25 protein-coding genes are annotated in these 21,722 nt (G+C 67.4%); 12 read left to right on the forward strand and 13 right to left on the reverse strand.

Annotated elements, in window-relative coordinates; all coding sequences use genetic code 11:
* Positions 1-84: 84 nt before the first annotated feature.
* Together ACLIVD_RS29260 and ACLIVD_RS29265 are read right to left on the reverse strand one after the other, a co-directional pair.
* Positions 85-219, reverse strand: coding sequence for a hypothetical protein (locus ACLIVD_RS29260; protein WP_491931057.1), 135 nt, complete (start codon positions 217-219; stop codon positions 85-87).
* Between the two features lie 33 nt (positions 220-252).
* Complete coding sequence (locus tag ACLIVD_RS29265) at positions 253-405, reverse strand: hypothetical protein (protein WP_491931058.1); 153 nt, start codon at positions 403-405, stop codon at positions 253-255.
* Between the two features lie 452 nt (positions 406-857).
* Between ACLIVD_RS29265 and ACLIVD_RS29270 the strand changes: the two genes are divergently transcribed.
* On the forward strand, positions 858-1,805 hold the full coding sequence (locus ACLIVD_RS29270; protein ID WP_317570152.1) for a TauD/TfdA dioxygenase family protein: 948 nt from the start codon (positions 858-860) through the stop codon (positions 1,803-1,805).
* Positions 1,806-1,814: 9 nt separating this feature from the next.
* Positions 1,815-2,561 (forward strand): SDR family NAD(P)-dependent oxidoreductase, encoded by a 747-nt coding sequence (locus ACLIVD_RS29275; protein WP_037237881.1) that lies wholly within the window; start codon positions 1,815-1,817, stop codon positions 2,559-2,561.
* A 290-nt stretch (positions 2,562-2,851) separates the two neighbouring features.
* Here ACLIVD_RS29275 and ACLIVD_RS29280 read toward each other — a convergent pair whose 3' ends face one another.
* Together ACLIVD_RS29280 and ACLIVD_RS29285 are read right to left on the reverse strand one after the other, a co-directional pair.
* Positions 2,852-4,036 carry a L,D-transpeptidase gene (locus ACLIVD_RS29280; protein WP_491931059.1) on the reverse strand — a complete coding sequence of 395 codons (1,185 nt, stop codon included), beginning with the start codon at positions 4,034-4,036 and terminating at the stop codon, positions 2,852-2,854.
* A gap of 32 nt (positions 4,037-4,068) precedes the next feature.
* Entirely contained in the window at positions 4,069-5,160 is a 1,092-nt protein-coding gene (locus ACLIVD_RS29285) for a UDP-N-acetylmuramate dehydrogenase (RefSeq protein WP_491932931.1), read from the reverse strand.
* A 25-nt stretch (positions 5,161-5,185) separates the two neighbouring features.
* Here ACLIVD_RS29285 and ACLIVD_RS29290 point away from each other — a divergent pair, with 25 nt between their 5' ends.
* The 4 genes from ACLIVD_RS29290 to ACLIVD_RS29305 all read left to right on the forward strand — a co-directional run bounded on the left by ACLIVD_RS29290 (position 5,186) and on the right by ACLIVD_RS29305 (position 8,939).
* The gene (locus tag ACLIVD_RS29290; protein ID WP_491931060.1) at positions 5,186-5,683 is read left to right on the forward strand and encodes a DUF2505 domain-containing protein; all 498 of its coding nucleotides are present in this window, start codon (positions 5,186-5,188) and stop codon (positions 5,681-5,683) included.
* 51 nt (positions 5,684-5,734) lie between these two features.
* Positions 5,735-6,235, forward strand: a complete 501-nt coding sequence (locus ACLIVD_RS29295) for a DUF2505 domain-containing protein (RefSeq protein WP_073365587.1) — start codon at positions 5,735-5,737, stop codon at positions 6,233-6,235.
* 21 nt (positions 6,236-6,256) lie between these two features.
* On the forward strand, positions 6,257-7,054 hold the full coding sequence (locus tag ACLIVD_RS29300) for a hypothetical protein (protein ID WP_009474768.1): 798 nt from the start codon (positions 6,257-6,259) through the stop codon (positions 7,052-7,054).
* 337 nt (positions 7,055-7,391) lie between these two features.
* Positions 7,392-8,939 carry a TROVE domain-containing protein gene (locus ACLIVD_RS29305; protein ID WP_317570159.1) on the forward strand — a complete coding sequence of 516 codons (1,548 nt, stop codon included), beginning with the start codon at positions 7,392-7,394 and terminating at the stop codon, positions 8,937-8,939.
* Positions 8,940-8,957: 18 nt separating this feature from the next.
* On the opposite strand, the gene ACLIVD_RS29310 is transcribed toward ACLIVD_RS29305, so the two are convergent.
* Positions 8,958-9,575 (reverse strand): type IV toxin-antitoxin system AbiEi family antitoxin domain-containing protein, encoded by a 618-nt coding sequence (locus ACLIVD_RS29310; RefSeq protein WP_105416033.1) that lies wholly within the window; start codon positions 9,573-9,575, stop codon positions 8,958-8,960.
* A gap of 113 nt (positions 9,576-9,688) precedes the next feature.
* Here ACLIVD_RS29310 and ACLIVD_RS29315 point away from each other — a divergent pair, with 113 nt between their 5' ends.
* On the forward strand, positions 9,689-10,456 hold the full coding sequence (locus ACLIVD_RS29315) for an LmeA family phospholipid-binding protein (protein WP_105416035.1): 768 nt from the start codon (positions 9,689-9,691) through the stop codon (positions 10,454-10,456).
* Between the two features lie 12 nt (positions 10,457-10,468).
* On the opposite strand, the gene deoC is transcribed toward ACLIVD_RS29315, so the two are convergent.
* Positions 10,469-11,134: a deoxyribose-phosphate aldolase gene (deoC, locus tag ACLIVD_RS29320; protein WP_491931061.1), complete on the reverse strand. Its 666-nt coding sequence runs from the start codon at positions 11,132-11,134 to the stop codon at positions 10,469-10,471.
* Positions 11,135-11,191: 57 nt separating this feature from the next.
* On the opposite strand from deoC, the gene ACLIVD_RS29325 reads away from it, so the two are divergent.
* Together ACLIVD_RS29325 and purU are read left to right on the forward strand one after the other, a co-directional pair.
* Positions 11,192-12,025 carry a class I SAM-dependent methyltransferase gene (locus ACLIVD_RS29325; RefSeq protein WP_491931062.1) on the forward strand — a complete coding sequence of 278 codons (834 nt, stop codon included), beginning with the start codon at positions 11,192-11,194 and terminating at the stop codon, positions 12,023-12,025.
* Positions 12,026-12,038: 13 nt separating this feature from the next.
* Complete coding sequence (gene purU / locus ACLIVD_RS29330; protein ID WP_317570161.1) at positions 12,039-12,923, forward strand: formyltetrahydrofolate deformylase; 885 nt, start codon at positions 12,039-12,041, stop codon at positions 12,921-12,923.
* 85 nt (positions 12,924-13,008) lie between these two features.
* Here purU and ACLIVD_RS29335 read toward each other — a convergent pair whose 3' ends face one another.
* The 6 genes from ACLIVD_RS29335 to ACLIVD_RS29360 form a co-directional block, all read right to left on the reverse strand.
* A complete protein-coding gene (locus ACLIVD_RS29335) occupies positions 13,009-14,040 on the reverse strand; it encodes an alpha/beta fold hydrolase (RefSeq protein ID WP_280779854.1) in 1,032 nt (343 codons plus the stop codon).
* A 17-nt stretch (positions 14,041-14,057) separates the two neighbouring features.
* Positions 14,058-14,828: a MerR family transcriptional regulator gene (locus tag ACLIVD_RS29340; RefSeq protein ID WP_491931063.1), complete on the reverse strand. Its 771-nt coding sequence runs from the start codon at positions 14,826-14,828 to the stop codon at positions 14,058-14,060.
* A 213-nt stretch (positions 14,829-15,041) separates the two neighbouring features.
* Positions 15,042-15,335: a DUF2516 family protein gene (locus ACLIVD_RS29345; protein ID WP_005251878.1), complete on the reverse strand. Its 294-nt coding sequence runs from the start codon at positions 15,333-15,335 to the stop codon at positions 15,042-15,044.
* A 72-nt stretch (positions 15,336-15,407) separates the two neighbouring features.
* A complete protein-coding gene (gene tadA, locus ACLIVD_RS29350) occupies positions 15,408-16,238 on the reverse strand; it encodes a major lipid droplet protein TadA (protein ID WP_491931064.1) in 831 nt (276 codons plus the stop codon).
* A complete protein-coding gene (locus tag ACLIVD_RS29355) occupies positions 16,231-16,737 on the reverse strand; it encodes a helix-turn-helix domain-containing protein (protein WP_005261063.1) in 507 nt (168 codons plus the stop codon). The genes tadA and ACLIVD_RS29355 overlap by 8 nt, the downstream gene beginning before the upstream one ends.
* Positions 16,738-16,840: 103 nt before the next feature.
* On the reverse strand, positions 16,841-18,112 hold the full coding sequence (locus ACLIVD_RS29360; protein WP_491931065.1) for a DUF445 domain-containing protein: 1,272 nt from the start codon (positions 18,110-18,112) through the stop codon (positions 16,841-16,843).
* A 145-nt stretch (positions 18,113-18,257) separates the two neighbouring features.
* On the opposite strand from ACLIVD_RS29360, the gene ACLIVD_RS29365 reads away from it, so the two are divergent.
* Both ACLIVD_RS29365 and ACLIVD_RS29370 read left to right on the forward strand, forming a co-directional pair.
* On the forward strand, positions 18,258-18,998 hold the full coding sequence (locus ACLIVD_RS29365) for a TetR/AcrR family transcriptional regulator (RefSeq protein WP_283330991.1): 741 nt from the start codon (positions 18,258-18,260) through the stop codon (positions 18,996-18,998).
* A gap of 48 nt (positions 18,999-19,046) precedes the next feature.
* Positions 19,047-19,355 (forward strand): DUF4873 domain-containing protein, encoded by a 309-nt coding sequence (locus tag ACLIVD_RS29370; RefSeq protein ID WP_283330990.1) that lies wholly within the window; start codon positions 19,047-19,049, stop codon positions 19,353-19,355.
* Here ACLIVD_RS29370 and ACLIVD_RS29375 read toward each other — a convergent pair.
* Entirely contained in the window at positions 19,342-20,817 is a 1,476-nt protein-coding gene (locus ACLIVD_RS29375; RefSeq protein WP_317570167.1) for a flavin-containing monooxygenase, read from the reverse strand. The two genes, ACLIVD_RS29370 and ACLIVD_RS29375, sit on opposite strands and share 14 nt — an antisense overlap.
* Positions 20,818-20,852: 35 nt before the next feature.
* On the opposite strand from ACLIVD_RS29375, the gene ACLIVD_RS29380 reads away from it, so the two are divergent.
* Entirely contained in the window at positions 20,853-21,713 is an 861-nt protein-coding gene (locus tag ACLIVD_RS29380) for a polyphosphate kinase 2 family protein (protein ID WP_491931066.1), read from the forward strand.
* Positions 21,714-21,722 lie beyond the last annotated feature (9 nt).

Genomic DNA, 21,722 nt, shown 5'->3' on the forward strand with positions numbered 1-21,722 from the left:
CCACACGAACCGCCAAGATACCAACCGAACGTACGGTTACAGGGGTGAGATGTACCGACGTGATCGCCTCCGCGACGACGCGGATCAGACGGCAGAGATCGCCATCCTGACCGAACAGTCGTTCGTGCCCTCGAAGGAAATCGACATGACCTCCACCCAGATCTCCGTGACACCCCGGGCGACCGTCCGGCCGCCGAAGGTGGCCGGCGCCAGTCTCATCGGGACCGCCATCGAGTGGTACGACTACTTCATTTACGGCATGGCCGCGGCAATCGTGTTCGGCCCGTTGTTCTTTCCGTCCTTCTCCTCCATCGCGGGCACGCTGGCGGCGTTCGCGACGTTCTCCGTCAGCTTCATCGCACGGCCGATCGGCGGCGCGGTAATGGTGCTGATGGGGCTCGTCATCCGGTTCACCATCACCGAGAGCCCCGACTTCGAGAAGGTCAAGAGCACCCACCGCGATCAACGACTGCCGATCGTCACCGTACTGCGGGAGAACCTGCGCGAAGTGCTGCTGGCGGCGGGCGCGTTCATCGGCATCAACACGGTCGGATACATCTTCATGGCGTACCTGCTGTCCTATTCGACGAAGGTCCTGGGCATGAGCAAGACACTGGTGCTCGTCTTCACGCTTATCGCCTCGTTCGTGTGGCTGATCGTCATCCCCGTCGCGTCGATGCTGTCGGACCGGTCTACCTCACCGCGGTCACACTGCTCAGCCTGCTCTGCGTCGTCGCGATCACACGGAAGCTCCGCGGCCCGTTGCGATCAGGGTGACGCAAATCCTTCCGGCGACACACCGCCCGATGGTTCGGTTACGGGACTCCACACCGTCTCCGGTATCCGAAAGGCTCACCATGTCCATCGATTTCGCGCCCGAGCACGTGACAGACGCCGAGGGTTCCCCGAACGCGGCGAGCGTCGTCAAGCTCGGTGCACACATCGGCGCCCGGATCGACGGCGTCCGGCTCGGCGGCAACCTCGACCCCGCCACCGTGTCGCTCATCCGTCAGGCCCTGCTCGAGCACAAGGTGATCTTCTTCCGTGGCCAGGAACATCTGACCGACGACTCGCAGTACGAGTTCGCGGAGCTTCTCGGCTCCCCCACCACCGCGCATCCGACCGTCACGTCGCGTGGCACCAAGGTGCTGCCCATCGACTCCGACTACGGCAAGGCCAACAGCTGGCACACCGACGTCACGTTCGTCGATCGCATCCCGAAGGCGTCGATCCTGCGCGCCGTGCAACTCCCCACCTACGGCGGATCCACCACCTGGGCGTCGGGTGTCGCCGCCTACAACGCGCTGCCCGAGCCGCTGAAGGTCCTCGCCGACAACCTGTGGGCGACGCACACCAACGTCTACGACTACGCGGCGACCAGCGCGGAACGCGCGCAGGACGACAAGGCGAAGGAGTACCGCGCCGAGTTCCAGTCCACCTACTTCGAGACGGAGCACCCGGTGGTGCGGGTGCACCCCGAGACCGGCGAGCGCACACTGCTGCTCGGTCACTTCGTCAAGAGCCTGGTCGGCCTGAGCAGCACCCAGTCGCAGGCACTCTTCCGAGTTCTGCAGGATCACGCGATCTCGCTCGAGTTCACGACCCGGTGGAACTGGCAGTCGGGCGACGTGGCGATCTGGGACAACCGTGCCACTCAGCACTACGCCGTCGCCGACTACGACGATCAGTACCGGCGACTCAACCGCATCACCCTGGCCGGCGACGTCCCCGTCGACATCCGGGGCGAGCGCAGCCGCAGCGTCGCCGGCGACGCGAGTGGCTACTCCGTCATCGACGAGCCCTAACATGTCGGCATGACCTTTTCACCTGACACCCGCATCGCCGTCGTCACCGGGGCGAGCTCCGGAATCGGAGAAGCCACCGCCCGCACCCTGGCCGCGCAGGGATTTCATGTGGTCATCGGGGCCCGGCGACTGGATCGTCTGGAGAAGATCGCCGAAGACATCGGCGGTACCGCGCTCGAACTCGACGTCACGGACCAGGATTCCGTGGACGCGTTCAGCGCGGTACTGCCGAGGGTCGACGTGCTCGTGAACAATGCGGGCGGCGCCAAGGGACTGGCCACCGTCGCCGAGGCCGATCTCGACGACTGGCGGTGGATGTGGGAGACCAATGTCCTGGGCACCCTTCGGATCACCAAGGCGCTGCTGCCGAAGTTGATCGAGTCGGGTGACGGTCTGGTCGTCACCATCACGTCGCTGGCCGCGCTCGAGGCGTACGACAACGGTTCCGGATACACGACCGCCAAGCACGCGGAGGGCGTCCTGCACCGCACGCTGCGCGGAGAACTGCTCGGCAAGCCGGTCCGTCTCACCGAAATCGCGCCGGGCGCAGTAGAAACCGAGTTCTCCCTGGTGCGTTTCGAAGGCGACCAGGAGCGTGCCGACAAGGTCTACGAGGGCATCACCCCGCTCGTCGCCGCGGATGTCGCGGACGTCGTCGGGTTCGTCGCCTCGAGGCCCTCCCACGTGAACATCGACCAGATCGTCGTCAAGCCACGAGATCAGGCTTCGTCCGGGCGTTTTCACCGCACGACGTAGACGCGTTCGCGGCTGTCCGCCGGTCCTGGTGCTCGAGCACCAGGACCACGGTCCACAGTCCCGCCACGATCGTCACGACCCCCAGCAACATCCATCCCATCCCACAGCCCCCTGCCGATCAGCGACTTTCGACCGAAACGGACTGTCGGGGTCGTCCGTCGACCCCTCGACAGCGGACGACTCCCCACAGTTGTGTGAACCGAGAACACGGCGCCGTCGACGCGTCCTCATTCAGGTAGACGCAGCAGCCCCGGTTTCGGTTCCACCGGGTGTGAAGAAAGTTCGCTCGCCTATGCGAGGGCCGACATGGACTGCCATTCGGACCAGCTGAGGGCCCAGTCGTAGATGTCGCCGTCAGCGGCCGACAGGTCGATGGACGTTCCGGTGACCTCGACGGGATCGCCGTACATCGCGATGCCGAAGTACTGCTGGGCGTCCCCGAGGGACAGGTTGATGCAGCCGTTGGTGACGTTGGACGAACCCTGTACGCCGATGGTCTGGGGGTTCGCGTGGATGAACTCGCCGTTGTTGGAGATGCGGACCGCCCAGCGCTCCCGCACGTTCTCGTAGAACGGCGGGTTGGACATGAGGAAGTCCTCGTGCTTCTCGGTCACCATGTGGATGCCGCTGCGCGTGACGTTGCGGGCCTCGTTCCCTTCGCCGTAGCTGACGGGGATGTCCATGATGGTCTCGCCGCCGCGCACCACCTGCATGCGGTGGCTGGGTGCGTTCGCGATCACGATCTGACTGCGCCCGACGGTGAAGTTCAGCGACAGATCCTCCGCGCCATACGCTCCGTCGCCCAAGTCCAGCCCGTACAGCTTGGCGTCGAGGCCGACGGTGGTGCCGGGCGCCCAGTAGTTCTGCGGACGCCAGTGCGCGCGCGACCCGTTGTCGTCGGGCAGCCACGCCCATGAGCCGGGTGTGGGCGGGTTGGTCGTGACGATCATCGCCTTCTCGACCGCCGCCTTGTCCTCGACGGACTCGTGGAACTGGACGATGATCGGGGCCGCGATCCCGACTTCCTGACCGTCGGCGATGTTGAGTGTGGCGCCGATCGTCTCTTCGGGCTCGACCGTGGTGAAGCTGCCGTCGACGGCGACGGACTTGCCATCCGTGCCGAGCGCCGTGCCCTTCCACGTGTACGTGGCGCCGTAGCCCAGCGCCTCCCCGACGGTGAACGTGGTCCGGTCGGGTGACAGCACACCCTGCACGGCACGCCCCTCCGCGTTGACGAGGGAGATGTCGGTGAACGTGCCCTGCGACGCGGTCGCGGAGATCTGCGCCACCGGATTGACGTCCTCGGTCCCCGACGCCGGATTCTGGGTGACCTCGACCGCCGGTTCGGGCGGCGCGGTGGCGGTTCCCGACTCGGAGCCGACCGTGCATCCGGTCAGCACAACGAGAAACGCGATCAGCGCCGCCGCGATCAACGCGACGCGCGACCGACTTGTCCGAGAACCCAGTTCATGCACAGCTAACAGGTTACCTGCGCTACGGACCTGTCTCAGATCGCGCAGCCCACCGTCACGGGTTCGGGTTCGAGCCGGACACCGAACGCCGCCTGGACGCCGTCCCGGACGTCGCGAGCCAATGCCAGCAGGTCCTCGCTCTTCGCGGCACCTCGATTGGTCAACGCGAGAGTGTGCTTGGTCGACAGCCGCGCGACGGCGTTCTCGCCGGGATACCCCTTCGAGAAGCCGGCCCGCTCGATCAGCCACCCCGCAGACAACTTGGTTCCGCCGTCGGCCGGGTATTGAGGAACAAGCACGTCGCCGAGGCGGGTCTCGATCGCGGCGAGGACACCCGCCAACTCGCCGTCCGCAACGACGGGGTTGGTGAAGAAGGAGCCCGCGCTCCAGGTGTCGTAATCCTCGGGATCGAGCACCATGCCCTTGCCCCGCCGCAGGTCCAGCACGGCGTCGCGGACCTGCGCCGACGGCAACCGGTCGCCCTCGGCACTGTTCAGCGCCGACACCAGTTCGCGGTAGCGCAGCGGCTCGCCGAGCCCGTCGGGATGCACGGTCAGTTCCACGGCCAGCACCAGGGCGGCATCGGAGTGCTTGAGGACGCTCGAGCGGTAACCGAGACCGAGGGCCTCGGGTTCGACCCAGCGCGCCTCACCGGTGCGTCGATCGAGGAGGTGGACCCGCCGCAGCATCGACCCCACCTCGACGCCGTACGCGCCCACGTTCTGCACCGGGGTGGCCCCGGTCGACCCGGGAATCCCCGACAGGCATTCCAGCCCGCCCAGCTCGGCGGCGACGGTCTGCGCGACCACCTGATCCCACTCGGCGCCCGCCTCGGCAGTGACGAATCCCTCCTCCAGACCGACGGTGGTGTTGCACACACGCACCACCACACCGTCGAATCCGCCGTCTCCGACCACCAGATTGGAGCCGCCGGCAAGGATCAGCGTCGGGATGTGCGCGGCGTCGAGAAGGCGCACCACGTCGACGAGGACCTGCGTGGTCGGGCACTCCGCCACGATCCGCGCCGGCCCGCCCACGCGCAGCGTGGTCATCCCCGACAGTTCGAGGTTCTCGGACACGAATGCGCCCGAATCGACGAGTTGACTGACAATGCTCACGTCCCACACAACCGCAAACGGTAGCCTGCGGATCGTGAGTCGCCGCATCGAGCATTCGTCGTCCTATGCGTTTTCCGTCGCCCAGGTCCATGCGGGCCTGATCACCGAGCAGTACTGGCGCGACCGTCTCGACCGGGTGGGAGGACCGGGGGCAACCCTGGACGAGGTCACGACCGGCCCCGGCACCATCTCGGTGGCCATGTCGCAGTCGATTCCCGCGGAGCACCTGCCCAGTATCGTCTCGAAGGTCCGTTCCGGCGATCTGGTGATCAAGCGCACGGAGACGTGGGGCACGCTCGACGGCGATCACGCCGAGGGCACGTTCACCGCCGAGGTCGTGGGTGCGCCCGCGACGATCTCCGGGACCCAGACGCTGACGGCTTCCGGTTCCGGGTCGAACGTGCAGGTCGAAGGCAAGGCCGACGTGAGGATCCCGCTGATCGGCGGCAAGATCGAGAGCGCGATCGCGGACGAGGTCCTGCGCCTGATCGCGAAGGAGCAGGGGTTCACGGAGCAGTGGCTCGGGGCCTGACCTGGGGCGGGTGTCCCTTGTGTTCCGTCACAGCCGGTAACCTTGGCGATCATGGCTCGCCGCATCGACTACTCAGCCCGTTACAAGCACACCCCCAAAGAGGTGTACAACGCGTTCACCAACCGTGACTACTGGGATGCTCGCATCGAGGAGATGCGGAAGTACTCCGAGAACCACATCGAACACTTCGAGGTGACCGACGACGGGATCGACATCGTCCTGCACCACATCCTGCCGCGCTCGGAACTCCCCGAGATCGCGCAGACCGTGATGAAGAAGGACATGGTCATCACGCGCAAGGAGTCGTACACGCCCTTCGGTGAGCCGACCACGGGCACGTACGAGGCGTCGATCCCGGCGGGGCCGGGCAGCCTCACGGGCACCATGAAACTGTTCGCCACCGAGACCGGGTGCACGTTCCGCACGTCGTCCGAGGCCAAGGTGTACCTGCCGTTCGTCGGCGGGAAGCTCGAGCAGCTGATGCTCGTCAACCTGATCGACCTCTTCCGCGCCGAGGCCGAGATCACCGAAACGTGGTTGTCGCAGCACTAGCAACCACCGCACGGATTTCCCATGACTTCAGCGACGCTGAAGCGGCCTCACGGTGTCATCACCCGGGGTACGACAGGCATCAATCGGCTGCGACGCAGCGACCGCTGGCTCGTCCACGACGCGCTGGTGCGCCGGACGCTGCACGCATCCGCCGACCCGCTCGTCGTCGACCTCGGGTACGGCGCCCGACCGCACACCACGTTCGAGCTCGCCGACCGGTTGACCGCCGTGCGCGGCGACCGCCGGGTGGTGGGGCTCGAGATCGATCCCGAGCGTGTGGTCGAGAGCAGGAACGGAGTGAGTTTCGCCCGCGGCGGGTTCGAGCTCTCCGGACTGCGCCCCGTCCTGGTCCGCGCGTTCAACGTGCTGCGTCAGTATCCCGAGGATGCGGTCGGGCCGGCCTGGGCGCGGATGCAGTCCGGGCTCGCACCGGGCGGGCTGATCGTCGACGGCACGTGTGACGAGCTGGGCCGCCGCTGTGCGTGGGTGCTGCTCGACGCCACCCGCCCGCTGTCGCTGACGCTGGCATGGGATCCGTTCGCCGTGGAGAAGCCGTCGGACATCGCCGAACGGCTACCCAAGGCGCTGATCCATCGCAACGTCCCGGGTGAGCCGGTCCACGCCCTCCTCGCGGCAGCGGATCGTGCGTGGGCCACCGCGGCGCCGCACGGCTCGTTCGGACCGCGGGTGCGGTGGCGGGCCGCCCTCGAACTGCTGCGCGCGCAGGGACTTCCCGTGCAACCCCAGCGCCGCCGGCTCCGCGACAACATCCTCACCGTTCCGTGGCACCTGGTCGCGCCCGGTTCCGGCACGAATTAATTCACGCGACATCCCCCACAGCGCCCCGTAGAGTCACTTCACGAAACATGTTGTGCCGGTGCGCAGGCGAGGGCTACTTCGACTGTGGATCGCGTGGTCGCCGGTTCGAATCCGGTCAGGGACGCAGGTCCCTGTAGCTCAGTGGTAGAGCGCGTCCGTGCCTCCGCCGACTCCGAACTCGGCACGACATGCGTGCGCGCCACCCGGTGCGCAGACGACGGATACTTCTCAGGTGAAGTGCGCAAGCACGCGGTTCGACTCCGCACCCCGTCGTCGCCTCGATCTCGGGTGGCGCGCACCCCACGAGCACCGACACCTCCCGGAAGGAGGAACACCCATGAGCAAGTTCAACCTGAAGACGCTGCGCCGCACCAAGGTACAGAGCCCTGTCACGTCGGAAATGCAACCGGCCGGCCGCACGTTCGAGGGCGGCAGCGGCTACGCCCGCGACGCGAAGAGCGAGCTGTTCCTCCTCGCCGTCACCAACATGGTGGGTGAGCACACGTTCTACGAGTCGGCTCCGGACCGCGACGGCCGGTTCGTCCAGCTCGTCCACGAGGTCACGCTGTCGGACCCGGAGTGGACCGCCCGCCTGATCGGGTGGCTGCGCCGCGACGCGCATCTGCGTTCGGCGTCGGTGGTGGCCGCGGCCGAGTTCGTCCGGGCCCGGCTGGGCGCCGGTCTGCACGGCGGCAACCGCGCCGTGATCTCCTCGGCGCTGGAGCGGGCCGACGAGCCGGGTGAGATCCTCGCCTACTGGATTGCGCGCCACGGTCGTTCGATCCCGAAGCCGGTCAAGCGCGGTGTCGCCGATGCCGCTGTCCGCCTGTACTCGGAACGCTCACTGCTGAAGTGGGATTCCGATTCCAGGGACGTCCGCTTCGGCGACGTCCTCGAGCTCACCCATGCGTCGCCGTCGGCGACGTGGCAGGGCGAGCTGTTCCGGCACGCGATCGACCGGCGGCAGGGACGCGAGAACACGATCCCCACCGGCCTGCGGATGCTCACGGAACGGGCGGCGCTGGCGGCGCTCCCGCCGGAGGATCGGCGTGCCGTCCTCCGGACCCCGGAGCGGCTGTCGGCGGCCGGCATGACGTGGGAGTCGCTCGCCGGCTGGCTGCAGGGACCGATGGATGCGGCAGCATGGCAGGCGGTGATCCCGTCCATGGGGTACATGGCTCTTCTGCGCAACCTGAGGAACTTCGACGAGGCCGGGATCCCCGACCACGTCGCGGAACAGGTAGCGGCCCGGATCGCCGATCCGGGGGAGGTCGTGAAGTCGCGGCAGCTTCCGATGCGGTTCCTCGCGGCCTACCGGAACGCGCCGAGCCTGCGGTGGGGACACGCACTCGAACGGGCACTCGGGGCGTCGCTGTCCGCGGTCCCGTCGCTACCCGGCCGCACCCTGGTGCTCGTCGACCGGTCCGGATCGATGTTCTACAGCCGCGTCTCGGCGCGGTCGGAACTGACGCGGGCGGACGCGGCCGCGGTGTTCGGCACCGTACTGGCGGCGCGCGCGGAGCGGGCCAACCTGGTCGAGTTCGGCTCGGACAGCCGGTTCGTGCCGTTCAAGCACCAGCCGGTGCTGCGGGTCGTCGACAGTTTCGGCGACCTGGGCGGCACGGACACGGCGTCGGCGGTGCGGAAGCATTACCGCGACCACGACCGCGTCGTCATCGTCACCGACGAGCAGGCGGCGTGGGGCGATCCGACCCGGCACGTCCCGGCCGACGTCCCCGTGTACACGTGGAACGTGGCGGGCTACCGCCACGGACACGGTCCGACGGGGTCCGCGAACCGCCACACGTTCGGCGGACTATCGGACGCCGGATTCTCGATGATCCCGCTCCTGGAGGGCACCCGGGACGGCGAGTGGCCGTTCTGATCCCGGATCGGTGATCCGTCAGGTGCAGGTGGCCAGTGCGTGTTCGACGCGCTGCGCCACCTGCGCCGGCAGGGATCCGCACTCCCCGTGCAGTGCGCGCGCATTCAGTCGCCCGATCGCGACGCCGTCGGCGACCACTTCGTCGAGCAGTTCCTGCGAGATGCCGCTCGCGGCGAGGTCGAGTGCCGTGCACAGCGGCGTGGTGATGCGCAGGGGTCCCACCTGCTCGCAGTCCTCCGGGCGGAGCGAACGCCGGTGCAGCGCCAGTTGCTGCGTCGGCGACGGCGGTGACAGCACCGTCGAGAGGTGGATGAACCGCGGGTACAGGTGCCCGAGGCCGTGAAGTTCGGCGGCACTCTGGTGGGAGACCGCGGCGGCGGCACCGAACCAGGTGCACCACTTCGCGAACTCCTCGAGATCGGAGTGCGGACAATCCTTCAAGCGGAACAGATCTCGCTCGACCTTGACCCACGAGCCGTCGGCGACGCGCTCATCGATCTCGTCGGCGGCGAAACCGAGGCGCAGCACCTGCGCAGTGGTGAAGAAACCCGCCTGAGCCGTCGCGACGCGTGTCAGCTCTTCACCGACACCTTCGCGCTCCGGGTCACCGGGACGTGGAGCCAACCATCCGGACATTCCCCTAGATTACTGGGCGTTTGTGGCACGCATCACAATTTCTGCGGATCTCGGCGACCCGCCGCGGGCGCATTCACAGAATTTGTTCAGAGTTGTCGGGAAGAATCCGTGTAATGGCAGCCCGAACGAACTCCGCACCCCGAAGTAACCGTGTGCTCGTCATCTCTCTTGTCGTCATCGCCGCGCTCGTGGCGGTCCTCGTCGGCGGCGAACTCTTCGTGCGCAACAGAGTGAAGACCTGCATGGCAGACCAGTTCGAGAGCCAACTCGGCTCGCAGGTGGACGTGGGCCTGAGCTGGAAGCCAGTCCTACTCCAGTCGGTCGACAAGAACGTCCCATACATCACGATCGACAGCGACGACACCAAGTTCGGCCCCGCCCAGGGGATGCAGGTGCACGCCCAGGTCAACGACATCCGGATCGAGAACACCGCGGACAGCAGCGGCACCATCGGCAGTTCCGATGCGGACATCACCTGGTCCACCGCGGGAATCCTCGCGACGCTGCAGCAGCAGGCGTTCGGCTCGCTCATCAGCGGTGTCACCGCCGATTCGAGCGCGGGCACCCTGCGGTTCTCCGTCGGTCCGGCCGGGCTCGCGGACCTGACCGTCAAACCGGAGGTCGTGAACGGGACCGTGAAAGTGGAGACGGTGGGTGCGGCGATCCTCGGTTTCGGCCTCCCCACCGACCTGGTGGACGGGGTCGTCCAGATTCTGACTTCGAGCCTGCAGACCTACCCGCTGGGCATGCAGCCGACGTCGTTGAAGGTCACCGACGACGCCATCGAGATCACCCTCGAGGGTGGCGCCTACACGATGCCTGCCGCCGGCACCCAGCAACAGCAGCAGGAACAGCAGAGCAGCTGCGGCCTCCTGGTCTGATCGACCGTCGGGTCAGTCGGGCAACCCGTCCAGGACGGCACGGGTTCCCGACAGTCCCAGCCGCGTCGCCCCGGCCGCGATCATGTCGAGCGCGGCCTGTGCGGTGCGGATCCCGCCGCTCGCCTTCACGCCGATCCGCCCGCCGACGGTCTGCGCCATCAGCCGCACCGCCTCCACGGTCGCTCCCCCGGCCGGATGGAATCCGGTGGACGTCTTCACGAAGTTCGCCCCGGCCCGCTCGGCGGCCCGGCACGCTTCCACGATCGCCTCGTCGGTGAGCGCGGCGGTCTCGAGGATCACCTTCAGGACCGTGTGGTCGCCGACCGCCTCGCGGACCGTGAGGACGTCGGCCAGCACCGCGTTGAAGTCGCCGGCCACGGCGGCCCCGATGTCGATCACCATGTCGATCTCCTGCGCGCCCTGGTCCACGGCGAGCCGCGCCTCGGCCCCCTTGACCAGCGAGTGGTGCTTGCCCGAGGGGAACCCGACCACCGCCGCGGTCACCAGACCCGGCGCCTTGACCGGCAGCATCGACGGCGACACGCAGACGGCGAGCACACCGAGCGAGCGCGCCTCGGCGATCAGCGCCGTCACGTCGTCGGTGGTGGCCTCGGGCTTGAGGAGCGTGTGGTCGACGAGGTCGGCCACCTGGGAGCGGGTCAGTGCAACGTCGGACATACCTGTGAGCTTCGCACAATGCCTTCCGGGGCTTGCGGCACGGCCTAGCATCGCCGTATGAGCGATCCGGGATCGATCTTCGACGAGGCGCGGCTGGAGTTCGACCGGCTGACGACGGCCGTGTGGACGCCGGCCGGGCAGTCACTCGCCTTCCAGCTCGGACTGCGTCCCGGCGACGCCGTCCTCGACGTGTGCTGCGGCGCAGGCTCTTCGGCGCTCCCCGCAGCCACCGCCGTGGGTCCGTCGGGCCTCGTCCACGGCGTCGACCTGGCCGACGAACTGCTCGAGCAGGGGCGGCTGAAGGCGTCGGAGCGTGGATTGCAGAACATCGAGTTCGTCTGCGCGGACGCCACCACCTGGGAGCCGCCGAGCACCGTCCCGGAAGCGGGCTACGACGCGCTGGCCTGCTCGTACGGCGTGTTCTTCCTGCCCCACATGGATGCCGCGTTCACCCGGCTCGCCGGCCTCGTCCGGCCGGGCGGCAAGGTCGGGATCACGGTGTGGCGGCAGGGCGCGTTGCGCGACTTCGCGAGCGCGTTCCAGGACGCCGTGGCCCGGCACCGGGAACCCGAGCCAGAACCGGCCGGGTCGCCGTTCGATCCACTCGAACGCATCGACACCCCGGACGCGCTCCACCAGTGGCTGGGCGAGCTGGGCGCGCACTCGACCGAGGTCCGGGAGCTGTCCAATAGCATTCCCGCCACCCCCGAGTTCGCCTGGGACCTCGTCCTGGGTGGGAACTTCCGTCGCGCGCTCGCCCCGTTCGACGCCGGGACGGTCGAGCAGATTCGCCTCGATCTCCTGCAGCTGCTCACCGAACGCGCGATTCACGACATCGACGCCGGCACCCTCGTCGGCACCGCCGTGGTGAACGGCCGGAGCGCGACCTGAAAGACTGTTGCCCATGAGCGCTGCTTCGACCGAGGACCACCGGTACGTTCTTTCTCTCGGCTGCCCCGACCGCACCGGCATCGTCGCCCGGATCTCGACGTTCCTCGCCGAGGTCGGCGGCTGGATCGTCGAGGCGGCGTACCACGCCGACGCCGACACCGGCTGGTTCTTCACCCGGCAGGCAGTGCGTGCCTCCTCGGTAGACATGTCGATCGAGGAACTCCGGGAGCGCTTCGCGGCCGTCGCCGCCGAACTCGGCCCCGAGACCGAGTGGACCGTATCCGACACCGGTCAGCGAAAGCGGGTGGTGCTGCTCGTGAGCAAGGAGGCGCACTGCCTCCACGACCTGCTCGGCCGCGCGGCCGGAGGCGAGTTGCCCGCCGACATCTGCGCGGTGATCGGCAACCACCGCGATCTCGAGACCGTCACCAGGCAGCACGGCATCGACTTCCATCACGTCCCGTTCCCGAAGGATCCCGCCGAACGCGGGCCCGCGTTCGAGCAGGTGCGTGAACTGGTCGACGCCCACGACCCAAATGCCGTCGTGCTGGCGCGTTTCATGCAGGTGCTGCCCTCGGCACTGTGCGAGCACTGGGCCGGCCGGGCCATCAACATCCACCACAGCTTCCTGCCGTCCTTCGTCGGGGCCCGCCCCTACCACCAGGCATTCGCCCGTGGTGTGAAGCTGATCGGCGCAACCTGCCACTACGTGACGGCCGAACTCGACGCGGGCCCCATCATCGAGCAGGACGTGATCCGCGTCGACCACGCAGACGAGGTCGCGGACATGGTCCGGCAGGGTCGCGACATCGAAAAGCTCGTGCTGTCCCGTGGCCTGCGCTGGCATCTCGAGGACCGCGTCCTCGTCCACGGCCGTAAGACCGTGGTGTTCAGCTAGCCCCGGCAAACATAGATTCCGACGAATTGTTCAGGCTCACAGGCTATTGTGTGTGAGCCTGACCAATACGCGGGCAACTGTCGGATCAGAGATTGCGCAGCCGGACTATCTCCTTGTCGAACTCGTCGATGCTCTCGACGGAGCTCATGTGGCCGACGCCGGGCAGGACGATGAGCCGCTCGAGGTGACCGGCCTCGTCCAGGACGCGAGCGAGCTTGCGGGCGTGGACGGGTGGGGTCAGTCGGTCCATGGAGCCGACGAGCACCGTGGTCGGGACGTCGAGGTTGTCGAGAGCCTCGTGGATGTCGAGGCCGCTGAGCGCGGCGCCCCAGCCGCCGCGGATGCGCGGCTTGCAGTCCCGGACGATGTTCTCGCAGAACTGGACTTCGGCGCGGGAGGCGTTCGGCGACATCGACACGTACTGGAGTGCGCGCGTCATCACCGGCGACGACACCAACGGAACCGGGGTGCTCAGGACGGCGCGGCCGACCGGAACCGGCACGCGCGGAAAACGATTCGGCAGCGGGATGACGGTGGTCTCGGCGATGAGCCGATCACAGGCGGTGCTGGCGAGCAGAACTGCCGACGCGTACTTCTTCACCTCGTCGGGGTGACGGCCTGCCCACGCCATGATGCTCATGCCACCCATGCTGTGACCGACGAGCACGGCCTTCTTGTCGTCACGCACCGTCGCCTTCAGCACCTCCGACAGGTCGTCGGCGAGGACGTCCGGGCCGAGCGGGAGCGAGCCGACGGTGCTGCGGCCGTGCCCACGCTGGTCGTAGGTGATGACCCGGTACTCGTCCGCCAGCGCGTTCACCTGCGGGTACCAGTATTCGGTGGAACAGGTCCAGCCATGGCTCAGCACAATGGGATCGCCGTCCACCGGACCGTAGGCGCGGACGTACAGCGTCGCTCCGTCGTCGGTGAGGATCTCCGTCACGTCCGGGCGCAGGTTCGGGGTGCGCAGCAGCTCGTTCGGCGCCACCTCGGTCGACAACGTCAACCCGCGGGTGGCGCGCTTGTGGCGGATCGCCGCTGCCGCGGCGACGACGGCGCCCACTCCGGCTGCGCCGGCTAGTGCCCGGAAGGCGATGGTGCGCGAACTGCTGGTCATTCCTGCCCCTGTCCTGTCTAACTTGCTCTGTTGGTGTCTGTGCTCGTCGCCGGGCCCGGTGTCTCACCGAGTTGCCGGGCCGCCCGTTCGAGTGCCTTGGAGATCTGTTCCTCCATCGCCTCTTCGAACAGCGACTGGACGGCATCGCGCGTGAGGGGACGCATCTGGTCGACGAGCCGCGCGATCTCCGAGACTTTCGCCTCGTCGAGTTCGAGCGGCTCGCCCTCGGCGGCGAGGTAGCGGTCCGCGACGACGGCGACGAACCGCGCGGCGACGTCCGAGAGGTCTCGTCGCACCGCCGCGGTCTGTTCGAGGACGTCCTCGAGCGGGATGCCGGCGTCGACGAGGACCTGCGCCGCCTCGACCAGTCGTGGATTGTTCACCGAGTAGTCGCCTCCGGCGGGAACGAGCACTCCGAGTTCGGTGCCCTTGGCGATGTTGGCCTCGGTGGTCTGCGCACCGAACATGCATTTCAGCTCGGCGATCGTGAGGCGGGCCGCTCGCCTGCGCTTCTTCCATCGGCTGCCCGGGTCGTCGGTCTCCAGAACGTCCTTGACCTGGAGGCCGTAGTGCGCAGCCGTGAGAAGTTCGCTGATGGTGGCGAACGTGTAGCCGCGATCGAGCATGCGCCCGATCAGGTGCAGACGGGCGAGGTGCGATTCGTTGTACCACCCGGTGCGCCCCTGCTTCCGTGGCGGCGGGAGCAGTCCGCGGTCCTGGTAGACGCGCACGTTGCGCACGCTCACCCGCGCCTCGCGCGCGAGGTCGTCGATCCGGTATTCCTTCATCGGACGATGTGCGCCCGTCGGAGCAGCAGCCGCGACGGGCCGCCGACGAGTCCCGCGGCCGGGTGGGCATCGCTCACTGAGTCACGCAGATGGACGACGGACATGTCAGCTCCTCGGTAGCCGTGTCACCACAATAGCATTGTCACAATGCCCATTGTCATCGTTTGGGTGCACGAGAGCCACGCCTTCACGTGCTCATGGGGTGGGGAGCGGCTACCAGCGAGGCCCGCGCTGCACGTCGTCGACGCGCGGGCGCACGTCCACGAGATAGACGCACACCGCGACGACCGCGACGATGCCGAACAACTGCACGGCCGGGAACAGCAGGAGGACGAGGAACGCGACGGCGAGAATGCTCAGCCAGATCGGTTTGCTCAACTTGTCCACGGCGGTGAACGCGTCTTTGCGCTGGCGAGCCGCGTGGAACAGCGCGTACGCAGCACCACCCAGGGCGACGATGCGAATCACCAACAAGATCACCGAGACGACGCCGTCAACTTGAATCACAGCCCCATCCTACGAGGTCGACACGCAAACGGCCCCCGCACCGAACGTGCGGGGGCCGAAAAGCGTGAAGGATCAAGCCTTCTTGACCGGAGCAGCCTTCTTGGCCGGAGCGGCGGCCTTCTTGGCCGGAGCCGGGGCCGGAGTTGCCGCAGCCTTGGCCGGAGCAGCCTTCTTGGCGGGAGCGGCGTGCTTGGCCGGGGCAGCCTTGTCGGCCTGAGCCTGGACGTCGGCAGCGGTGGCGTCGACGCGATCGGCAGCGCCCTTCGACGCTTCCTCGGCCTGGTCGCCCAGGTCGAGAACCTTCAGGGCAGCCTCGTCGCCGGCTTCGGCGATGGCCTCCCCGAGCCCCTCGGCGGTGTCGGAGATGCGACCCGAAGCGCGGCCCGCGAGCTTCGCGGCCTGCTCGCCGACGGCGCGCGTCTGGCGTGCAACGGTGCCGAGAGCTTCCTCGGTCAGCTCGACGGCGTCACCGAAGGCGGTCTCGGCGCGGCCGATGCCCTCCTCGACGACCGGCTGCTTGCGGATGCGCTCGACGGTGTCCTCGCCGCGCTCGGCGAGCGACGTGTACAGGTCGGAGGCGACCTTCAGGTAGGCCTCGGCGACCTTGCGCAGCTCGTCGGCGGTGAACTTCTCACGCAGCTCGGCAAGCTCCTCGGGCAGCTCGGACGGCAGTCCGGCGAGGCGGTCGCGAAGGTTCTCGACACCCTCGGTGACCTCTTCCTGGAGTCCGGCGATGCGCTCCTTGGCGCCGCCGACACGCTCCTCGACGTCGCCCTGGGTGGACTCGGCGCGCGAGCGGACCTGGGCGACGACGTCGGCCACGGCCTGCACGACGACGTCGCCGGCGCCTACGGCCGCGTACAGCGAGGTCTTGACGCTGTCGATGGTCTTCTGGTCAGTCATCGGCTTTCTCCTGTTCAACGGTGGGGGGTTCTGGTTCCGGCGTCTGGGAATCAGAACGCTGGTGTTCTTCTGTCCGAAGCTCGGACGTCCGGGATTCGGCCGCTTCCGCCGATTCGTTCTCACGACAGAACGACTCGTAGATCTCGAGCAGCACTTGCTTCTGCCGCTCGGTAATGGCCGTATCCGCGAGCAGAGCGTCACGGAGGGGACCGTGTGGCCGCTGCTCGAGGTAACCCGCCTGGACGTACAGGACCTCCGACGAGACCCGGAGACCCTTGGCTATCTGCCCAAGCACCTCGGCCGAGGGCTTGCGCAACCCACGTTCGATCTGACTCAGATACGGATTACTGACACCGGCCAGCTGCGCCAGCTGCCGCATCGACACCTGGGCCGCTTCGCGCTGGGCACGAATGAAACCTCCGATGTCGTGAGCGGCGTTGCTGACTACGCGAGCTGCCAGATCTCCTGCACCGGCTGCGTCGCGATCATCGCTTGCCATCAGTCCTCCGTGTTGCTGGGCAGAACCAAGCCTAAAGCAGGGTGCTAGCAATTGCAAGCACTCTGTTAGCACCCAGCTAGCGGACCCTCCGCCGAGGCCGATGTCAGCCGAACAGCACCGTCGAGAACGTGTAGATCAGCAGCCCCGCGATCGACCCGACCACGGTGCCGTTGATGCGGATGAACTGGAGATCCCGTCCCACCTGCAGTTCGATCTTCTTGGACGCCTCCTCGGCGTCCCAGCGCTCGACGGTGTCGGAGATGATCGCGGTGATCTCGTCGGTGTAGTGGACGACGACGTAGCGCGTGCCGGCGAGCACCCACCCGTCGACCTTGGCCCTCAGCTCGTGGTCGTCGCGCAGCCGCTCACCGAATCGCACGACGTTCTCCGCGACCTTCGTGCGCAGCGTGCTGTTCGGGTCGTCGACGGATTCCATGATCAGGCGCTTGGCGACCGTCCACGTAGCCGCAGCGAGACCGGTCACCTCCTCGCGCCCCATGATCTCGGCCTTGATCTTCTCGGCCTTCTCCATGGTCGCGGGGTCGTTCTGCAGGTCGTCGGCGAAGTCGACGAGGAAGCGGTTGGCCGCCTGCCGCACCTCGTGCTCCGGGTTGGATCGCACCTTCCAGGTGAATTCGACGAGCTCCCGGTGGATCTTCTCGCCGAGCATGGCGTCGACGAACTTGGGCGACCAGGCGGGCGAATCGCGGCTGACGATCCGGTCGATGGTCTCCTGACTCCCGAGCGCCCACTGGTGCGCCCGCTCGGCGAGCAGATCCAGGATCGGCAACTGCCGGTTCTCGCGCAGGAGTTCGCCGAGTACGCGCCCGATCGGCGGCCCCCACTGGGGCTCGGCCAGCCTGCGCACCAGGGTGCTGTCGATGATCTGCTGCACGTCCTCGTCGCGCAGGATCTCGACGAAGCCGCGCAGGATGGTGGCCGTCTCGGCAGCGACACGCGCGGCGTGCTTGGGCTGCGCCATCCACCTGCCCAGCCGCAGCGGGATCTCCGCGGCCTCCACCTTGGCGGACACCACCTCGGGGGCGAGGAAGTTCTGGCCGACGAAGTTGCCGAGGCTCGCCCCCAGCTGGTCCTTCTTGCGCTTGATGATCGCGGTGTGCGGGATCGGCAATCCGAGCGGATGCCGGAACAGGGCCGTCACCGCGAACCAGTCGGCCAGCGCACCGACCATGCCTGCCTCGGACGCGGCCCGCACGTAGCCGACCCACGCCCCCGCGCCCCGCGATTCCTGCCACCTGCACACGAGGTACACCACGGTGGCGAACACGAGAAAGCCCGTCGCGACAGCCTTCATCTTGCGGAGATCGCGACGCTTCGCGTCGTCGTCGAAGGCGGAAAGGCTCAGTTGATCCACAGACGCCATTGTGCCCAAGGACGGCGGGAAGGCGGCAACCCAGCCGCTGGACGCGCGCCCGCACAGACGGCGTTGTGCCGTGCGACAAGACCGGAGCACTAAGCTGACAGGAGATCGCGACACGAAACGGATGTGAAGAGACTCAGTGGCGAACGACGACGTGAAGGATCCTGAGCAGGTGACCGAGTCGATGACGAAGCTGGACAAGGCGGCAAAGCCCGATGGGCGCAAGCGCCGCTGGCGTGAGCACAAGATCGCGCGCCGAGAAGAACTCGTCGACGGAACGATCGCCGCCATTCGCTTGCGTGGACGCGACATCGGCATGGACGAGATCGCATCCGAGATCGGTGTCTCCAAGACGGTGCTGTACCGCTATTTCGCGGACAAGAGCGATCTGACGAACGCGACCATGGCGCGTTACGTGGAGACCACACTCGCCCCGCGGATCTACGAGGCCATCGGCGGCGACCTCGACGACTTCGAGCTGACCCGCGCCACCATCACGGCGTACGTCGAGACGGTGGCGTCGGATCCCGACGTCTACCTGTACATCATGGCGAACGGCTCCGGCCCGGGCCGCGAAACGGTCGCGGACTCGGAACGGATGATCGCGGAGGTGCTCTCCACGGTTCTCGGCGAGCGGCTGCGGCAGATGGAGATGGACTCCGGCGGCGCCGTCCCCTGGGCGTACGGAATCGTCGGCGGTGTGCAGCTGGCGACGCACTGGTGGATCTCCAACCGGTCCATGTCGGTCGAGGATCTGATCAACTACCTGACGATGATGACCTGGGGTGGCGTCACCGGTATCGCCGCCGTCAACGGCTCGCCCGCGCGATTCAATGCGATCCCGCACCCGCTGCGCCCGCCTGCGGCCGAGGCCGACTAGCGCCGAACGTTTCTTGTGTAACTATCAGTTACAGGTAAACTCGCCTGTGTGAACGAACACGAGGAAGAAGAAGAGGGCTACCGCGGCCCCGCCGACGTCGTCGTCGGCGACCGTCCTGCCGTGACCGTGCAGGTCCAGTTGGCGGGAAACTTCGAACCCATCAGCGGTCGGTACGTCTGGCACGGCCGCGTACGCACCCTGACCGACGTCCTCGGCGCCGATGCCGACCTGTCCGCGGGCACCGAACTGCAGATCACGGGCCCGGATGGCACGGCCACCGCCCGGATCACCGGGATGGACCTCTGGGGAAGCCATCTCGTCGACGGAGTGACGCCCCCGCCGTTCAGCCGGGTGTGAACTCGAAGTCCGCCGGTTCGACCGACCGCGTCCGTCGCCAGTAGCGCACGGTCGAACCCGGCCAGATAGTGCGGTTGACGCCGTGCGAGTCCAGGTACCAGCTCACGCACCCGCCGGTGGACCACACGCCCTTTGCCAGTTTCCGCTGGATGTCGGTGTTGAAGCGGCTCTGCACCGCGGGCCGGACGGCCGCGGAATCGGCGCCGCGCCGGTCGACGAGATCCATCAACTCCAGTGCATAACGAATCTGCGACTCGATCATGAAGACCACCGAATTGTGACCGAGCCCGGTGTTGGGGCCGAAGAGGAAGAACGCGTTGGGGTAACCCGCGACGGTGATACCGAGGTGGGTGCGGATCCCGTGTTCCTCCCATTCGTCGGCGAGGCGCCGGCCCTCGACCCCGGTGAGGTCGACATTGTCGAAGCCGTCGGTGACGTGGAATCCGGTGGCGTAGATGATCGCGTCCACCGCCCGCTCAGCCCCGTCGCCCGCGACGATACTGTGCGGGCGTACCTCGGCGATGCCCTCGGTGATCACGACCGTCTTCGGTGAGATCAACGCCGGGTAGTACACGTCCGACCCCAGGATCCGCTTGCAACCGATGCGATAGGACGGGGTCAGCTTCCGGCGAAGTTCGGGATCGGTGACGGTCCTGTTCAGGTTCTTCCGCGCCGCGCTCTCGATCGGCCGCATCAGGCGGGAGTGCCCGTTGAACCCGAGCGCGAGCGATTCGTAAGTCCAGTAGACCGCGGCACGCACCATTCGACGGGCCAGCGGGACCCGGCCCAACAGGCGCCGCGCCTCCGGCGGAATGCCGAAGTTCAGGCCGGGTATCACCCAGGGCGGCGTCCGCTGATACAGCTGCAACTCGGCTACGTCGCCCACGATCTCGGGAACGAACTGGACTGCGCTGGCGCCCGTGCCGATCACCGCGACTTTCTTGCCCCGCAGGTCGTAGTCGTGGTTCCACTGCGCCGAGTGGAACTCCGTTCCCTCGAAGGTGTCGGCGCCGGGCAGATCCGGGACGTTCGGGATGTGGAGGGCGCCGATCCCGGACACGACGAACTGGGCGACGTACTCGTCGCCCGACTCGGTGTGGACGTGCCACCGTTGCCGTTCGGCGTCCCAGTGCCCGCCCGTCATCGTGCGGCCGAAATGAATGTTGCGCCGCAGGTCGTACTTGTCGGCCAGGCCACGCAGATAGTCGAAGATCTCCTCCTGTCCCGACCACATCCGCGTCCAGTCCGGGTTCGGCTCGAACGAGAACGAGTACAGGTGCGAGGGCACGTCACACGCACAACCCGGGTACGTGTTCTCCCGCCAGGTGCCGCCGACCTCCCGCGCCTTCTCCAGCAGGATGAAGTCGTCGCGTCCCCGCTTGCGGAGCTGGATGGCCGTGCCCAGACCGGAAAATCCCGTCCCGATCACCAGAACACGACACCGGTGCACCTCGCCGCCCACGACTCCATGTAACGCTCCTGTGGCACTGTTTGTACATGGCAGACAAGGCACGCGGATTGTGGAAGACGCCGGCGATCGAGGCCCTGCGATCGCGCCCGGGTCAGCGGATCGCCGAACTCGATTGCGGGAGCACACCGGGGTTCGTCGGCGACAAGTCGGACGGGGTCGCGCTGCTCGAGGAACGCGGTGCGGTGCTGTCGTCCCTCCAGGAGAAGCTCTACGCCAACGGGCGATCCGGCGACGGCCGGTCGGTGCTCCTCGTGCTGCAGGGCATGGACACCGCAGGTAAAGGCGGGATGGTCCGCCACGTCATCGGGCACGTGGATCCGCAGGGCGTGGATCACGCGTCGTTCGGCGTGCCCACACCCGAGGAGAAGCGCCACCACTTCCTGTGGCGGATCGACAACGCCCTGCCCCGCGCCGGGCAACTCGGCGTGTTCGACCGGTCGCACTACGAGGACGTGCTGGTGGTCCGGGTTCACGATCTCGTGCCCGCCGAAATCTGGAGCGGCCGCTACGACGAGATCAACCATTTCGAGAAGGAACTCGTCGCCGGCGGCACGACGCTGGTGAAGGTCGCGATGTTCGTCTCACTCGACGAACAGAAGTCGCGGCTGCGCGAACGGTTGGAACGCCGGGACAAGTACTGGAAGTACAACCCCTCGGACGTCGACGAGCGCAAGCTCTGGCCCGCGTACCAGGACGCGTATCAGGCGATGCTCGACGAGACGTCGACCGATTACGCGCCGTGGTACGTGGTTCCGTGCGACCGCAAGTGGTACAGCCGGATCGCGGTCAGCGAGCTGCTGATCGACGCCCTGGAGAAGCTGGACCTCGGCTGGCCGCCCGCCACTTTCGACATCGACGCGGAGAAGCGGAGGCTCGCGGACTCCTGAGACCTTCCG

It is taken from the genome of Rhodococcus sp. G6(2025) (assembly GCF_058628105.1).

Coding starts and splice junctions, on each gene's coding strand:
- ACLIVD_RS29270 (WP_317570152.1), top strand. CDS start 858: ATGTCCATCGATTTCGCGCCCGAGCACGTGACAGACGCCGAGGGTTCC.
- ACLIVD_RS29295 (WP_073365587.1), top strand. CDS start 5,735: ATGGCTCGCCGCATCGACTACTCAGCCCGTTACAAGCACACCCCCAAA.
- ACLIVD_RS29310 (WP_105416033.1), bottom strand. CDS start 9,575: ATGTCCGGATGGTTGGCTCCACGTCCCGGTGACCCGGAGCGCGAAGGT.
- ACLIVD_RS29315 (WP_105416035.1), top strand. CDS start 9,689: ATGGCAGCCCGAACGAACTCCGCACCCCGAAGTAACCGTGTGCTCGTC.
- ACLIVD_RS29265 (WP_491931058.1), bottom strand. CDS start 405: ATGACGAGCCCCATCAGCACCATTACCGCGCCGCCGATCGGCCGTGCG.
- ACLIVD_RS29380 (WP_491931066.1), top strand. CDS start 20,853: ATGGCAGACAAGGCACGCGGATTGTGGAAGACGCCGGCGATCGAGGCC.
- purU (WP_317570161.1), top strand. CDS start 12,039: ATGAGCGCTGCTTCGACCGAGGACCACCGGTACGTTCTTTCTCTCGGC.
- ACLIVD_RS29340 (WP_491931063.1), bottom strand. CDS start 14,828: ATGAAGGAATACCGGATCGACGACCTCGCGCGCGAGGCGCGGGTGAGC.
- ACLIVD_RS29260 (WP_491931057.1), bottom strand. CDS start 219: ATGAGACTGGCGCCGGCCACCTTCGGCGGCCGGACGGTCGCCCGGGGT.
- ACLIVD_RS29355 (WP_005261063.1), bottom strand. CDS start 16,737: ATGGCAAGCGATGATCGCGACGCAGCCGGTGCAGGAGATCTGGCAGCT.
- ACLIVD_RS29275 (WP_037237881.1), top strand. CDS start 1,815: ATGACCTTTTCACCTGACACCCGCATCGCCGTCGTCACCGGGGCGAGC.
- ACLIVD_RS29300 (WP_009474768.1), top strand. CDS start 6,257: ATGACTTCAGCGACGCTGAAGCGGCCTCACGGTGTCATCACCCGGGGT.
- ACLIVD_RS29335 (WP_280779854.1), bottom strand. CDS start 14,040: ATGACCAGCAGTTCGCGCACCATCGCCTTCCGGGCACTAGCCGGCGCA.
- deoC (WP_491931061.1), bottom strand. CDS start 11,134: ATGTCCGACGTTGCACTGACCCGCTCCCAGGTGGCCGACCTCGTCGAC.
- tadA (WP_491931064.1), bottom strand. CDS start 16,238: ATGACTGACCAGAAGACCATCGACAGCGTCAAGACCTCGCTGTACGCG.
- ACLIVD_RS29325 (WP_491931062.1), top strand. CDS start 11,192: ATGAGCGATCCGGGATCGATCTTCGACGAGGCGCGGCTGGAGTTCGAC.
- ACLIVD_RS29305 (WP_317570159.1), top strand. CDS start 7,392: ATGAGCAAGTTCAACCTGAAGACGCTGCGCCGCACCAAGGTACAGAGC.